This window comes from Lutimaribacter pacificus, assembly GCF_900142185.1.
In the GTDB taxonomy this organism is placed as follows: domain Bacteria; phylum Pseudomonadota; class Alphaproteobacteria; order Rhodobacterales; family Rhodobacteraceae; genus Lutimaribacter; species Lutimaribacter pacificus.
Map to the genome: position 1 here is coordinate 190,053 of NZ_FQZZ01000002.1, position 13,696 is coordinate 203,748.

Annotated in this window: 14 protein-coding genes; 6 read left to right on the top strand and 8 right to left on the bottom strand. The window is 67.3% G+C overall.

The genetic code is table 11. From position 1 onward, the window contains the following. The first annotated feature begins 120 nt into the window (after positions 1 to 120). Positions 121 to 1,719, top strand: a complete 1,599-nt coding sequence (locus F3H87_RS06940) for a Hint domain-containing protein (RefSeq protein ID WP_149787859.1) — start codon at positions 121 to 123, stop codon at positions 1,717 to 1,719. Then, a complete protein-coding gene (locus tag F3H87_RS06945; protein WP_149787860.1) occupies positions 1,719 to 2,813 on the top strand; it encodes a Hint domain-containing protein in 1,095 nt (364 codons plus the stop codon). The genes F3H87_RS06940 and F3H87_RS06945 overlap by 1 nt, the downstream gene beginning before the upstream one ends. A 3-nt stretch (positions 2,814 to 2,816) precedes the next feature. Here the strand turns inward: F3H87_RS06945 and F3H87_RS06950 are convergent, their stop codons facing one another. The 3 genes from F3H87_RS06950 to F3H87_RS06960 form a co-directional block, all read right to left on the bottom strand. After that, entirely contained in the window at positions 2,817 to 3,140 is a 324-nt protein-coding gene (locus tag F3H87_RS06950; RefSeq protein ID WP_149787861.1) for a hypothetical protein, read from the bottom strand. A 72-nt stretch (positions 3,141 to 3,212) separates the two neighbouring features. Then, entirely contained in the window at positions 3,213 to 4,040 is an 828-nt protein-coding gene (dapD, locus tag F3H87_RS06955) for a 2,3,4,5-tetrahydropyridine-2,6-dicarboxylate N-succinyltransferase (protein ID WP_149787862.1), read from the bottom strand. 609 nt (positions 4,041 to 4,649) lie between these two features. Continuing rightward, entirely contained in the window at positions 4,650 to 5,573 is a 924-nt protein-coding gene (locus F3H87_RS06960) for a threonine/serine dehydratase (RefSeq protein WP_149787863.1), read from the bottom strand. 76 nt (positions 5,574 to 5,649) lie between these two features. Here F3H87_RS06960 and F3H87_RS06965 point away from each other — a divergent pair, with 76 nt between their 5' ends. Continuing rightward, a complete protein-coding gene (locus F3H87_RS06965) occupies positions 5,650 to 6,495 on the top strand; it encodes an LOG family protein (RefSeq protein WP_149787864.1) in 846 nt (281 codons plus the stop codon). Between the two features lie 96 nt (positions 6,496 to 6,591). Continuing rightward, entirely contained in the window at positions 6,592 to 7,020 is a 429-nt protein-coding gene (locus F3H87_RS06970) for an META domain-containing protein (RefSeq protein ID WP_149787865.1), read from the top strand. Here F3H87_RS06970 and F3H87_RS06975 read toward each other — a convergent pair. The 5 genes from F3H87_RS06975 to F3H87_RS06995 all read right to left on the bottom strand — a co-directional run bounded on the left by F3H87_RS06975 (position 7,017) and on the right by F3H87_RS06995 (position 11,688). Next, on the bottom strand, positions 7,017 to 7,226 hold the full coding sequence (locus tag F3H87_RS06975) for a hypothetical protein (RefSeq protein WP_149787866.1): 210 nt from the start codon (positions 7,224 to 7,226) through the stop codon (positions 7,017 to 7,019). The genes F3H87_RS06970 and F3H87_RS06975 overlap by 4 nt on opposite strands. A 98-nt stretch (positions 7,227 to 7,324) precedes the next feature. After that, positions 7,325 to 8,053: a gamma-glutamyl-gamma-aminobutyrate hydrolase family protein gene (locus tag F3H87_RS06980; protein ID WP_149787867.1), complete on the bottom strand. Its 729-nt coding sequence runs from the start codon at positions 8,051 to 8,053 to the stop codon at positions 7,325 to 7,327. Continuing rightward, positions 8,050 to 9,000 (bottom strand): amidoligase family protein, encoded by a 951-nt coding sequence (locus F3H87_RS06985; protein WP_149787868.1) that lies wholly within the window; start codon positions 8,998 to 9,000, stop codon positions 8,050 to 8,052. Before F3H87_RS06985 ends, F3H87_RS06980 begins: the two co-directional genes overlap by 4 nt. 5 nt (positions 9,001 to 9,005) lie before the next feature. Further along, entirely contained in the window at positions 9,006 to 10,196 is a 1,191-nt protein-coding gene (gene rlmN / locus F3H87_RS06990) for a 23S rRNA (adenine(2503)-C(2))-methyltransferase RlmN (RefSeq protein ID WP_149787869.1), read from the bottom strand. A gap of 163 nt (positions 10,197 to 10,359) precedes the next feature. Further along, a complete protein-coding gene (locus F3H87_RS06995; protein ID WP_149787870.1) occupies positions 10,360 to 11,688 on the bottom strand; it encodes an amidase in 1,329 nt (442 codons plus the stop codon). 86 nt (positions 11,689 to 11,774) lie between these two features. Between F3H87_RS06995 and F3H87_RS07000 the strand changes: the two genes are divergently transcribed. Then, on the top strand, positions 11,775 to 12,995 hold the full coding sequence (locus F3H87_RS07000) for an FAD-dependent monooxygenase (RefSeq protein WP_149787871.1): 1,221 nt from the start codon (positions 11,775 to 11,777) through the stop codon (positions 12,993 to 12,995). A gap of 84 nt (positions 12,996 to 13,079) precedes the next feature. Then, a complete protein-coding gene (locus F3H87_RS07005) occupies positions 13,080 to 13,664 on the top strand; it encodes a glutathione S-transferase family protein (protein ID WP_149787872.1) in 585 nt (194 codons plus the stop codon). Positions 13,665 to 13,696: the final 32 nt, after the last annotated feature.

A 13,696-nucleotide genomic window follows, 5' to 3' on the forward strand; every position in this document is an offset into this window, starting at 1 on the left:
AGCAAAAAACCGGTCCGACATGCAGATTTGACGATGGCGGCATCATGCGGCGCGCGAAAGATCGTGCGCCAGGCGTGACGGTGCCCCCTGCCATGGGCCGTTCGAGGCTGGGGCAGGCATATGGCGACACCTGAGGAACTTCCGATCAACACGAATGCCAGCGCGATGGCGATGGCACGCGAGATATTCGGCGATGGCGTCACCGTCGTCAGGGCCTCCTATACCGGCGACAACCGGTCCTCGGGGATTTACTCGGATGGCGACGATGTCTCGCCCGAAGTCACGCCGGGCGATACCGGCGTGATCCTGTCCACCGGGCATGTCGCCGACTTTACCAACGCGCCGGGCGGGTGGTGGTGGAACCAGACCGAGGCCAACGAAAACCCCGACACCTCGACCGACAGCAGCGGCGTCAACAACAACGCGCAGTTCAACGCAGCCGCCGGGACCAATACCTACGACGCCTCCTGGCTGGATGTGGATTTCATCCCCTCCGGCAACATGATGACGATGCAGTTCGTCTTTTCCTCCGAGGAATACCCGGAATACGCGGTCGGTGCCTATCAGGATTTCGTCGGTGTCTGGGTCAACGGAACCCAGGTGAACCTGACCGTGGGCGATGGCGATATCGACCCCAACAACCTGAACGCCGGGTCGAACGGCAACCTGTTCATCGACAACACCGGCGACCAGTACAACACCGAGATGGACGGCTTTACCGTCACCATGACGCTAAGCATTCCGGTGATCGACGGGCAGGTGAACTCGATCCGCATCGGCATCGCCGACGTCACCGACAGCAGTTACGATTCCAACCTTCTGATCGCCGGTGGCAGCGTGCAGACCGTCCTCGTGGCCGAGACCGACAGCGCCACGCTCTATCCCGACGGCACCACCGATATCGACGTTCTGGACAATGACGTGAACAACACGGGCGGCAGCCTGACCGTCACCCATATCAACGGCCAGCCGGTCGTCACCGGCAGCACCGTGACGCTGAACAGCGGCCAGCAGGTGACGCTCAATGGCGATGGCACGCTGACCGTCATCGGCGACGGCGATACCGAAACCGTCAACTTCACCTACACCGTCGAAAGCAGCACGGGCCAGACCGATACCGGCTTCGTCACCGTCGACTCGATCCCCTGTTTCGTGGCGGGCACGCTGATCCGCACGCCGACCGGCGACGTGCCGGTGGACTGGCTGCAGCCGGGCGATCCGGTGATGACGCGCGACGAGGGTCCGCAACCGCTGCGCTGGATCGGGCGGCGCAAGGTCGCGGCCATCGGCGCCTTCGCCCCGATCTGTATCCGCGCCGGCACTTTCGGTCCGCATCACGAGCTTTGGGTGTCGCCCGAACATCGCATCCTGATCCGCGACAGCCTGGCCGAGCTGCTTTTCGGCGAAGCCGAGGTTCTGGTCGCCGCCAAGCACCTGGTCAACGATGCCACGGTGCGACGGATCGAAACCGGCGAGGTCGAGTATTTCCACCTGATGTTCGACCGTCACCAGGTGGTGTTCTCGGAAGGGCTGGAAACCGAAAGCTTCCTGCCTGGCCCGCAGACGGCGCAAAGCTTTGCCCCCGATACGCTGGCCGAGATATGCGCGCTTTTCCCCGAGCTCGACCCCGAAACCGGCGAAGGTTACAGCCCCGCCGCACGGCGCACCCTGCGGGGCTTCGAGGCGCAGTTGTGGCTGGCCGGGCGGAGGGCCGCCTGATGGCGTGGATTGCACTGGCGGATCACGCCGAGGCACGTTTCGCCAAGGCGGGGCTGGGCTGCGACGCGGGCCGTGCGCCCACCCTGCGGATGGCCGATGACGGGTTGCTGGCGCGCGGGTCGCTGGTGATGGAAACGCTGCTGGCCAGTGACGGCCGGCCGCTGGCTCTGTTCGCCTATCGCGGCGGGTTGCCGTGGCAGTTCAGCCTGTCGCTTCAGGCGCTGCCCGGTGGCGGCGTCGCGCTGGTCACCGGCATGGGCGAGGAATGCCTGCACGCCGCCGCGACGCTGGAGGGTGTCACCGCCGGGGCGTCGCTGCGCATCACCTATTCCTGGGACGCGCCCGCGCGCTGGGGACGCCTTGCGCTGGAACATATCGGCACCGGGCATATCGCCATGTCCGACCTGCACGCGCCCAAGCCCGTGCCGCTGGCGGAACTGCAGCGCATGATCGCCGACCCCTCCGCGCGCAGCATGGACCGGCATGTCAGGTTCCTGGCGGTTTCGACCGGGATCGAACCGATCGGCCCGATGCCGACGATGACGGCGCATCTGCCCATCGCAACCCAATGGGGGCAGACCGGGGTCGCGCAGCTGAAACGCGGCGACATCGTTCTCAGCGGAGCAGGCGTCGGCGTGCCGGTCCTGCAGACCGTCCGCCGCGTGGTGCCGGCGCGCGGCTCGTTCCGGCCGATCCGGTTGCGGGCGCCCTATTTCGGGCTGCGCCGCGATATCCTGGTGGCCCCCGATCAACGGTTGCTGCTGGGCGGGTCCGAGGTGGAATACATGTTCGGGCGCGCGCATGTGCTGGTGCCGGTGCGGCACCTGGTCAACGGCGTGTCGGCCTTTTACGCCAATACCGGCGCGACGATCACCTATCACGACCTGATCCTGCCGGGATGCGAGCCCGTGCAGGCCGCCGGTGCCCCGCTTGAGACCATGTTCATCGGCCGCATCCGCCGCAAGCCGGTGATGCTGAGCGCAAGCCTTCTGGCCGAGTTCGACCGCAACCTGCTGCCCGAACACGCGCTGTCCACCTATCCGGTGCTGCGCCCGTTCGAGGCGATCACGCTGGCCGAAAACCGCGCCGCCTGATCATCAGTCGAAGAACGGCGTCATCTGCGCCACGATCACCGCGTTCTCGGCAAGCGCACGGTCCATCAGCGCGCGTTCCTCGCCGGGGATATCCTCGCCCGCGCCCTCACGCTCGGACAGGGTGCCGTGGCCGGTGACGTCCAGCGGCGCCATATCGGCCTGTTTCAGGATCGCCACGGTTTCGCGCACCGCCTCGGCCTCGTCCACGCCCGAGGCATAGCAGATCAGCGCCGCGCCGGTGGATTTGTCGGGCAGCCCGTCGCCCGCTTTGCGGCCCAGTTCGACCACCAGCGTGTAGACCTGCTGCGGTTTCTTTTCCCTGGCCATATGCGGCCCTCCGGTTCTGTGGAAACCGCGCGGTTTCGTGTCATGACCGCGCGGTTCCGGGCCCTTGGCGGATCAGTCGCGCAGCAGCTCGTTGATGCCGGTCTTGGAGCGGGTCTGCGCATCCACCCGTTTGACGATCACCGCGCAATAGAGGTTGATGCCGTTCTTGGACGGCATCGAGCCCGACACGACCACCGAATAGGGCGGCACCTCGCCATACATGACCTCGCCGGTTTCGCGGTCGACGATCTTGGTCGACTTGCCGATATAGACACCCATCCCGAGGACCGAGCCTTCGCGGATGATACAGCCCTCGACCACCTCGGAGCGCGCGCCGATAAAGCAGTTGTCTTCGATGATCGTCGGGCCGGCCTGCATCGGCTCCAGCACGCCGCCGATGCCGACGCCGCCCGACAGGTGCACGCCCTTGCCGATCTGCGCGCAGCTGCCCACTGTGGCCCAGGTGTCGACCATCGTGCCCTCGTCGACATAGGCGCCGAGGTTGACGAAGGAGGGCATCAGCACCACGCCGGGCGCGATATAGGCCGACTTGCGCACCACGCAGTTGGGCACCGCACGGAAACCGGCGGCGCGCCACTGGTTTTCACCCCAGCCGGCGAACTTGCTGTCCACCTTGTCCCACCAGCCGCCATCCTGCGGGCCGCCGGACTGGATTTCCATGTCCTTGATGCGGAACCCCAGCAGCACCGCCTTCTTGGCCCACTGGTTGACGTGCCAGTCGCCGTTTTCGCGCCGTTCGGCCACGCGCAACTGCCCGCCATCGAGCGCGTTCAGCGTATCCTCGATCGCCTCGCGGCTTTCGCCGGTGGTGGCGGGGGTGATGGTGTCGCGTGCTTCCCACGCGGCTTCGATCGCAGCTTCGAGCTGGGCGTTGGACATGTGGCCTCTCCCTCATGGCGGGTGTTTCGGTTTGACCATGCGCTATAAGGGCAGGCGGGCGGGCGTGCAATGCGCGGGTTTGGCGCGGTCAGCGACGGAACAGGTTGCGGCCGTCTTCGCCTGCGATACGTTGCAGGGTGGTGTGGGGCGTGGGGCGAGTGTCAGGACCACGTCGGGTATGGATGCGGCCTGATGCGCTCGGTGTCGAGAGTCACCGAATTTGTCCGGGGCGGGCAGGGTCCGAGGGGCAACTCTGCGGGACCAAGCTGCCGGTCGCACGCCACACCCCGCCCGGAACAGCCGCGCAGCGGCCCGGGCATCGCACGGCCGCCCCCCGGCCGGGCGATTGGTTGCCGCAGGTGCCACGGTCTGAGGGAGGAAGTGGCTGCGCGATAAAGTGACCGCAACAAAGGTCGCATCGCCCGACCGCGACCGTGCAATGCCCTCTGTTGCGCTCAACTTGAAATGCCGACTCAGGGCTCCACGCTGACCTTGAGGTTTTTCATGAAGCGGCGGACCCGCGCGGCGGGTGCAGATAAGGTGTTTACCCTCTGGCGGCAGGCAAACCGAGGCAGGACGCAGCCTGACGCGTCCAAGGTTAATGTCCGGTTACCCGGCCAATGGATCAGGTGCCACATTCGCCCCGCAGACCAGCACCGCCACCCGCTCGTCCGGTTCCGGCACATAGGCCCCCGATAGCAGCGCCGCCAGCGCCGTGGCGCCTGCCGGTTCCACCAGTTGCCGGGCGGATTTCCAGAGCGTTACCTGCGCGGCGGTGATCGCGTCATCCTTGACCAGCACGCTGCCGATATCCTGATCGCGGGCCAGCCCGAAACAGATATCCCCGATCTGCTTCGCGCCCAGCGCGTTGGCCGCCACGCCCGACACCTCGACCGGCACCGGCGCACCGGCCCTGAGCGCGGCGTTCAGCGTCGGTGCGCGCTCGGGCTCGACCGCGACGACCTTGCGCCGCCCTTGCAGCCATCCGAGGGCGCCGCCGATAAGCCCGCCGCCGCCCACGGCGATCAGCACGGTATCGGCCTGCAATCCCTGCTCCTCCCATTCCGCCATGCAGGTGCCCTGACCCATCACCGTTGCGGGCGCGTCATAGGCGTGGATCTGCATGGCCCCGGTCGAGGCCTGCCATTCGGCAGCGCGTTCCGCCGCCTCCGCATAGGCGCCGGGCACGATCACAAGGTCGGCGCCCAGGTCACGGATCAGCGCGATCTTGGACGGCCCGGCGATTTCGGGCACGTAGATGCGGGCGCTGTGCCCCAGCGCGCGGGCGGCACAGGCCACCGCCGCGCCGTGATTGCCGCCCGAGGCCGCCACCAGCCCGGCCTGCGGCACCGGCCCCGACAGCAGCGTGTTGAACGCCCCGCGCGCCTTGAAGCTGCCGGTATGCTGCATCTGTTCCAGCTTGACCTCGACCGGATATGCCAGCCCCAGCCCGTCCAGCGTGCAGGCCGGCGTGCGGCGCACATGGCCCGCGATACGTTCCGCTGCTTCGGCGATCCCAGACTTCCAGTCCATGCGCACCCCCATTCTGGCAAAGTTCGGCGAAACCCTATAGGGCTGGCGCAGACGCGCAACCCGAGGATTTTATCCAGTGACGACAGACGACCGAACCAGCCCGTTCCGCGATGCGGGTACGGACCGCACGACGGCGGCCCATGTTCCCGATACCCCCCAGACCCGTGCGCCGGCCTATCGCCTGGCCTTTGCCGATGACGAGTTCCTGTGCCGGGACGAGTTGCGCCCCGTGCGGCTGCAGCTGGAGCTGTTGAAGCCGCAGATGCTGCTGGACGAATACGGGGTGGAATCGACCGTGGTCCTGTTCGGCGGCGCGCGTATTCCCCGGCCCGAGGACAAGGCCAATGCGCGCACGCAGACGCTGGCCGATCTGTCCTCGTATTACGACGAGGCCCGCCACTTTGCCCGCCGCATGACCGAGGCGTCGCTGAACCAGGGCGGGCACAAGAACATCATATGCACCGGCGGTGGGCCGGGCGTGATGGAGGCGGGCAACCACGGCGCGGCCGAGGCCGGCGGTATCTCGATCGGGCTGAACATCGTGCTGCCGCACGAGCAGGCGCCCAACGACTACGTGACGCCCGACTTGTGCTTCAACTTTCACTATTTCGCGATCCGCAAGATGCATTTCCTGATGCGCGCCAACGCAGTCTGCATCTTTCCCGGCGGGTTCGGCACGCTGGACGAGATGTTCGAATCCCTCACCCTGATCCAGACCGGGCGGATGCGGCGGGTGCCGTTCCTGCTGTTCGGGCGGGCGTTCTGGGAAAAGATCATCAACTGGGACGCGCTGGCCGACGCAGGCACCATCAGCCCCGAGGATCTGGAACTGTTCCGGTTCGTCGAAACCGCGGACGAGGCGATTTCGATCATCGAAACCTGGGGCGACACCGCGCCGCGCGGGGATATTCCGGGCCGCTGACGGGCGAAATGACGCCGATGGACGGGTATTCCCCGTGAACGGGTGCGGTGCGGTTCCTATCTCCTTGCCAGTTACCGACTGGCAAAGAGGACGCCGATGTTCGTCAGATCCCGTTTCATCGCGGCGGTGCTGTCCGCCGGATTTCTTGCCACCGTGCTGACGGGGGCATCCGCGCAGCACGAGGCCGTGGCCCTGCAGGGCGAATGGCGCGTCACCGCCATCACCGAGGCAGAGGTGCCCGAGGGTGTCGAGGTGTCCATGCGCTTCGATGACGAGGGACAGGTGTCGGGGCGGGGCGGATGCAACCGCTATTCGGGCGAATACGAGCTGGCGGGCGACAGGCTGACGATCGGGCCGGTTGCGATGACGCGCATGGCCTGCCCGGACGAGCAGATGACGACCGAGACGCGGTTCGGCGTGGCGATCGGCGATGTGGCCCGTGCCGGGATCGACGAAACCGGCGCCCTGATCCTGTCGGATGCCGGGGGCGCGCGGCTGATCGTGGCGCTGCCCGCGACCGATTAGGCGGCGGGGCGCTCCAGCGGGAGGGCGCACAGCTCGGTCCCGTGGCCCAGCGTGACAAGCCTGAAGCAGTCGGTTTCCTTGCGCAGGTCATAGCCATACCCGGCCAGCCGGTGCCGCCATTCGCGGTCCGACAGGCATTTTCGGCGTTCGCCGGTGGCAAAGTCCCGAAGTTCGAAGTCGACGATTTGTTCGTTACCAACAACCATGTTCACATACCTTTCCAAACGGTGTCGTCCCGGTCAGGATCGGCGGGCAAGATGGCATTGATTGTTCGCAAATAGGGAAATTTCGGGGCGATTGGGCGCTATTGTTCGCCGAGCGGCGCGGCATCCCTGCGAACGGCGGCAATCTGGCCGGCATGGTCGCGCCGGGCGGCTGCGGCGGTGACGAGGGCGCGGAAAAGCGCGCGCTGGCGGCGGGCATAGAACAGGTGCTCGGGATGCCACTGGACGCCGATGGCGAAAGGATCGCTCAGCCGTTCGATTGCCTGGATCATGCCGCCTTCGTCGCGGGCGGCGATGCGCAGCGCCTCGCCCAGATCCTCGACCGCCTGGGTATGCAGCGCGTTCACCCGCATCGGACCGGTGCCGCTGAGCTGGGCAAGACGAGTATCCGCCTCGACCAGCACGGTCTTTCTGGGCAGGATGGTGCGGATGAAGCGGCTGTCGCGGTAGGTGCCGTAGGCGTCCTGATGCAGCGTGCCGCCCAGCGCGACGTTCAGCATCTGGCTGCCGCGGCATATACCCAGCACCGGCGTGTCACGTTCGAGCGCGGCATCGACCAGCCGCTTTTCCAGCGCATCGCGCGCGGGGTCGAGCCGGGCCGAAGTGACCAGCCGGCCATCGTAGAGATCGGGCGAGATATCGTCGCCGCCGCCGATGACCACGCCATCGACCTGCGCCAGGTCCGCCTCGCGCCCCGTCCCCCAGCGCAGCGCGCGGCCGCCTGCCAGCCATATGTTGAACGCCATCAGCGGAAAGACCCGCCAGCCCGAGCGGTTCGAGGTGGTGACGCCGATCACCGGGCGGGTCATGCCGATATCCCGGCCTGACCGAGAATGCCGCCCGCGCGTTTCGCCCAGTGGCGCCGCGACAGGGTGACCGGCCCGTGATCGTCCTGCCATTCCCGTCCGAGCCGCGCCAGAAGCGCGCTGTCGGCCGCCACGCGCTCGACCGCGACCCAGCGGTTCCATTCGACCGGCAGGCCCCATCCTGCCTCGTCGATCCGGCAATCGGGCAGGCGGAAATGAAAGGCAGGCCGCGCCGAGGTGGCCTCGCCCATCCTGTTCCGCACCGGGTCGGGCGCGAAATGGGCAAGGATGGGCAGCATATCCAGCCCGAAATTGCGCGACGGACAATGGTCGAGATAGAGCGGGACAAGATCGCCCAGGCCGATCCCGGGCCCCGCCGCCACCAGGTCGCGCACGAAAGCGGTGGGGTAGGGATCGGTAAAGGGCAGCATCCGGCGGGTATCGTCGATGGGCATCGCGCTGCGCAGCCAGTCCTCGATCAGCGCATAGGCCAGAAGCGGGCGCAGGGTATCGCTGGCCCGGTCCGAGGCGATCTGGATGTTGAAATGGATGCCGAACCCGAAGAACGGCCCCGCGCCGCTGCCCTGCGCCCCCGCCTTGCGCAGGGCGGTCACCAGATCCTGAAGGCGGGCCATCCGGTCCATGCCGATCGGTTCTGTCACGATCTCGACCGGGATCACCTCGCGCCCCAGCCGCAACAGCTCGTCGCGCAGCGTGCTGCGCCCAAGTTTGCGCAGGGCCGTGTCGAGATAGATGTCGAGCCTGCCCACCGCGCTGCCGGTCACGGTCCAGAACGGCCCGTCGCCCTGTTCGGCCCGCCCGCCGAGCGTGCCGGTCACGATGCGGGCGACGCGATCCTCGGGCAATCCCGCGAATTCGATCTCGACGCCGATCAGGCGCGGGGTGCCGTCGGCGGTGTTCGGTTGCGGCAGGGGGGCGAAGCCGTCCATGCGGATCAGCCGCGCAGCCCTGCCTCGGCCTCGATCTGGGCGCGCGACTTGCGGGCGCGTTCGGTGGCGGATTTGAGCTGCCCGCAGGCGGCCATGATATCTTCGCCCCGCGGCGTGCGGATCGGGCTGGCGTAACCGGCCTTGTAGATGATGTCGGCGAATTTCTCGATCCGGTCCCAGTCGCTGCGTTCATAGGGGGCGCCGGGCCATTCGTTGAACGGGATCAGGTTGATCTTGGCCGGGATGCCACGGATCAGGTTGACCAGGCGGCGGGCATCGGCATCGGTGTCGTTCACGCCCTTCAGCATCACGTATTCGAAAGTGATGCGCTCGCTGTTGGACGCCTTGGGATACTCGCGCAGCGCATCGAGCAGGGTTTCGATGTTCCAGCGTTTGTTGATCGGCACCAGCCGGTCACGCACCTCGTCGGTGGTGGCGTGGAAGCTGACCGCCAGCATGCAGCCGATCTCTTCCGCGCAGCGGGCGATTTCGGGCACAACGCCCGAGGTGGACAGCGTGATCCGGCGGCGGCTGAGGCTGATGCCCTCGCCATCCATCGCGATCTTCATCGCGTCGCGCACGTTGTCGAAATTGTAAAGCGGCTCGCCCATGCCCATCAGCACGATGTTGGACAGCAGGCGCGGGCGCTGGCCCATGCCTTCGCCCTGTTCGGGCCATTCGCCCAGGTCGTCGCGCGCCAGCATGATCTGGCCGACGATTTCGCCGGCGGTCAGGTTGCGCACCAGCTTTTGCGTGCCGGTATGGCAGAACGAACAGGTCAGCGTGCAGCCCACCTGCGAGGAAATGCACAGCGTGCCGCGATCTTCCTCGGGGATATAGACAACCTCGACCTCGTGCCCGCCATTGATGCGCACAAGGTACTTACGCGTGCCGTCGCGGCTGACATTCTTGCTGACGATTTCCGGCACCTCGATCACGAAATTCCGGTTGAGTTTCGCGCGATACTCCTTGGCGAGGTTCGTCATCGCGTCGAAATCGCGCACGCCCCAGTAATAGACCCATTGCCAGATCTGGTTGACCCGCATCTTCGCCTGTTTCTCGGGCGTGCCCATGTCGATCAGCGCGGCGCGCAACTGGTCGCGGGTCAGCCCGACGATATTCGCAGGCCCCTCGGGCAGCTTGCGGGGGAGGGTCATCACGTCCTGGGTGATCGGGGCGGTGGGTTTGTCGGTCATGTCGCGCGGTTTTCCTGGGTCAGGGCGGCGTCCTACAGGAAATCGGCGCGCATGACAAAGGATTCAAGTGGCACGGGCCGGGAACCCGCCGGGCGTTGCGCCGGTGGCGGGGTCGGACGCCTCCGGCGGGAGTATTTGTGCGAACGATGAAGGGCGGCGTGACTTATGCCAATCCTTGCTCGGCCGCTTTGGCCACGCGCAGGATGCGTTCCTCCTGCATCGGGGCGCCCATCAGCATGATGCCGCAGCCGGGTGTGCCGGTGGGCAGCGTTGCGGCGCACAACCCCATCAGGTTGCCCGCGCGGGTGTTGCGCAGGGTCAGCAGGTTTTCGGTGACGAAATACTCGGGTTCGGATTCCAGCCGTTTCACATCGGGGGGCAGGTTCGGAGTTGCGGGGCAGATCACCGCGTCGAAACCGGCCATGCGGGCGGCCCAGGCGGCGCGGTATCGTTCCAGTTTTATCCACGCCTCGACATAATCGGGGCCCGAGAAATTCGCGCCCGACCGGAACCGTTCGCGCACCTGGTCGTGCATCAGTTCGGGCGCGGCCTCGATCCGTTCGCGCCAGCGGCCATAGGCCTCGGCGGTATACAGGACGGGGGCGAGGGTCATGGCATCGGCCAGTTCCGGGGCCTGCACGGGCTCGACCGTGGCGCCCGCCTTGCGCAGGCGGTCCACCGCGTCGTGATAGGCCGCCAGAGGTTCGTCGCGCACATCCTCCATCACGCTGGTTTGCAGCGCGGCAAGGCGCATCCCCTTCAGGCCGGTGTCGCGCAGGTCGGCGGCGCGGCCACCCTCCATCGCGGCCAGCAGCAGGGCGGCGTCCTCGACCGTGCGGCAGAGCGGGCCGACGGTGTCGAATTTCTCGGCCAGCGGCACGACGCCTTGCAGCGACAGCCGCCCGGCGGTGGTTTTCAGGCCCACGAGGTCGTTCCACGCGGCGGGCACCCGGACCGATCCACCGGTATCGCTGCCGATCCCGGCGGCCGCCAGCCCGAAGGCGACCGAGGTGGCCGCGCCCGAGGACGAGCCGCCCGGCGCGAGTGCGGGATCGTTCACGTTTGGCGGCGTCGCGGTGACAGGATTCACGCCCAGCCCGGAAAAGGCCAGTTCGGTCATGTGCGTCTTGCCAAGGCAGACCAGCCCGGCGCCGGTCGCGTTGCGCAACACGCGCGCATCGCGTTGCGGGATACGGCCTTTCAGCAGGGCGCTGCCGGCCTCGGTCGCGGTGCCGGCGGTGTCGAACAGATCCTTCCAGCTGACCGGCACGCCATCCAGCGGCGAGCGGCGCAGGCCCAGTTTCGCACGGTCGCGGGCGGCCTGAGCCTCGGCCAGGGCGCGGCCGGGCATGGTGCGGGCATAGATGCGGTCACGGTATTGATGGCCGTCGATTGCGTCCAGATAGCTCTGGGTCAGGTCCACCGGGTCGATATCGCCCGAATCGATTCCGCGCCCCAGGTCGGCGGCACTCATCCTCAGCCAGTCGGTCATGTCCCGGTCTCCGTTTCGTTGCTTGCGGCGACGGTAGCGGCACCGCGGCGCATGGACAATCCCGCGCGGCAGCGCATATTTGGGTCATGACATATGACAGCGATATCCTGATCGTCGGCGGCGGGCTGAACGGCCCGGCGCTGGCATTGGCCGCGGCGCAGGCGGGGCTTTCGTCGACGGTGATCGACGCGCAACCCGAGGCAGCGATGACAGACGCCGATTTCGACGGGCGGGCCTATGCGCTGGCGCTGGGGTCGGTGCGGATGCTGCGCCGGCTGGGGATCTGGGAGGCGGTGGCCGGGAACGCCCAGCCGATGCTGGAGATCAAGGTCAGCGACGGGCGCGCGGGCGAGGGGCCGCTGTCGCCTTTTTTCCTGCATTTCGATCACGCCGAGATCGAGGAAGGCCCGATGGGGCACATGCTGGAGGACCGTTACCTGCGGCGTGCGCTGATCGATGCGATGGCGGCCAGCCCGCAGATCACCGTGCTGAACGGCGAAACCGTGACCGCGCAGGAGGCGGGGGCGCAGGGCGTCGGCGTGACGCTGGCCTCGGGCCGGACCCTGAATGCGCATCTGCTGGTGGGGGCGGATGGTCGCACATCGGGCACGGCGGCACGGGCGGGCATTCGCCGCACCGGCTGGGATTACGGGCAGACCGCGCTGGTCTGCGCGATCGAACACGAGAAACCGCATGGCGGGGTGGCGCACCAGTTCTTCATGCCGCCGGGGCCGCTGGCGATCCTGCCGCTGCCGGGCAACCGGTCGTCCATCGTGTGGTCGGAAACCCATGACACCGCCGCGCGGTTCATGGCGTTGGACGATGCCGGGTTTCTCGAGATGTTGCGCCCGCGCTTTGGCAATTTCCTGGGCGGGATCGCGCTGGCCGGCAAGCGGTTTTCCTATCCGCTGAACCTGACGGTGGCGAACAGCTTTGCCGGGGATCGGCTGGCGCTGATCGGCGATGCGGCGCACGGGATGCACCCGATTGCGGGGCAGGGGCTGAACGCGGGGTTCCGCGACGTGGCCGCGCTGGCGCAGGTGCTGGCCGAGGCGCGGATGCGTGGCGAGGACATCGGCACCGCGCCGGTGCTGGATCGCTACCAGGCATGGCGGCGGTTCGATACCGCGACGCTGGCGATGACCACCGACCTGACCAACCGGCTGTTTTCCAACGACAACCCGCTGCTGCGCTTTGCCCGCGACCTGGGCATGGGGGCGGTCAACGCCGTGCCGGGGCTGCGCCGCGGCCTGATCCGCGAGGCGGCGGGACTGACCGGCGACCTGCCAGAACTGATGCGCGGATGATCTGACGCTGCGTCACGCCGTGACCTCTGGCATTCGCGCCTGTTCTGCGCTTTGCTGCGCGCGAAGCGAACGGAGGGGAACGCCATGTATCAGGTTGTCGGCGGGGTGCAGAGCCGCGCCTTTCGCGTCATGTGGACGCTGGAGGAGCTGGGCCAGGATTACGATCATATCGAGTGCAAGCCGCATTCGCCCGAGGCGATGGCGGCGAACCCGTCGGGCAAGATCCCGGCGTTGCGGGTAGACGATGACGTTCTGACGGATTCGACCGCGATCCTTACCTATCTGGCAGACAAGCACGGGGCGCTGACCCATCCGGCGGGCACCATCGCGCGGGCACGGCAGGATGGGCTTTTGCACATGATCCTTGACGAGTTCGACGCGGTTTTGTGGACGGCAGCGCGGCACAGTTTCGTGCTGCCCGAGGAACGGCGGGTGCCCGAGGTGAAGGACTCGCTGCGCTGGGAATTCGCGCGCAATGCCAGGCGGCTGGCCGATCGTCTGGAAGGGCCGTTCCTGATGGGCGAGACCATGACCATCGCCGATATCGTGGCGGCACATTGCCTGAACTGGGCCTATTCCGCGAAGTTCCCGATCGAGGAAGAGCGCCTGCTGGCCTATGCCAAGGCGATGCGCGGGCGCGAGGCGTTCCGGCGCGTGGTGGGCCGGTAACGGGGTGTGTCGGGGGCCCCGGCTGGGGGCGC

Coding starts and splice junctions, on each gene's coding strand:
- F3H87_RS06960 (WP_149787863.1), bottom strand. CDS start 5,573: ATGGACTGGAAGTCTGGGATCGCCGAAGCAGCGGAACGTATCGCGGGC.
- F3H87_RS06950 (WP_149787861.1), bottom strand. CDS start 3,140: ATGGCCAGGGAAAAGAAACCGCAGCAGGTCTACACGCTGGTGGTCGAA.
- F3H87_RS07000 (WP_149787871.1), top strand. CDS start 11,775: ATGACATATGACAGCGATATCCTGATCGTCGGCGGCGGGCTGAACGGC.
- dapD (WP_149787862.1), bottom strand. CDS start 4,040: ATGTCCAACGCCCAGCTCGAAGCTGCGATCGAAGCCGCGTGGGAAGCA.
- F3H87_RS06980 (WP_149787867.1), bottom strand. CDS start 8,053: ATGACCCGCCCGGTGATCGGCGTCACCACCTCGAACCGCTCGGGCTGG.
- F3H87_RS06975 (WP_149787866.1), bottom strand. CDS start 7,226: ATGGTTGTTGGTAACGAACAAATCGTCGACTTCGAACTTCGGGACTTT.
- F3H87_RS07005 (WP_149787872.1), top strand. CDS start 13,080: ATGTATCAGGTTGTCGGCGGGGTGCAGAGCCGCGCCTTTCGCGTCATG.
- F3H87_RS06945 (WP_149787860.1), top strand. CDS start 1,719: ATGGCGTGGATTGCACTGGCGGATCACGCCGAGGCACGTTTCGCCAAG.
- rlmN (WP_149787869.1), bottom strand. CDS start 10,196: ATGACCGACAAACCCACCGCCCCGATCACCCAGGACGTGATGACCCTC.
- F3H87_RS06970 (WP_149787865.1), top strand. CDS start 6,592: ATGTTCGTCAGATCCCGTTTCATCGCGGCGGTGCTGTCCGCCGGATTT.
- F3H87_RS06940 (WP_149787859.1), top strand. CDS start 121: ATGGCGACACCTGAGGAACTTCCGATCAACACGAATGCCAGCGCGATG.
- F3H87_RS06995 (WP_149787870.1), bottom strand. CDS start 11,688: ATGACCGACTGGCTGAGGATGAGTGCCGCCGACCTGGGGCGCGGAATC.
- F3H87_RS06985 (WP_149787868.1), bottom strand. CDS start 9,000: ATGGACGGCTTCGCCCCCCTGCCGCAACCGAACACCGCCGACGGCACC.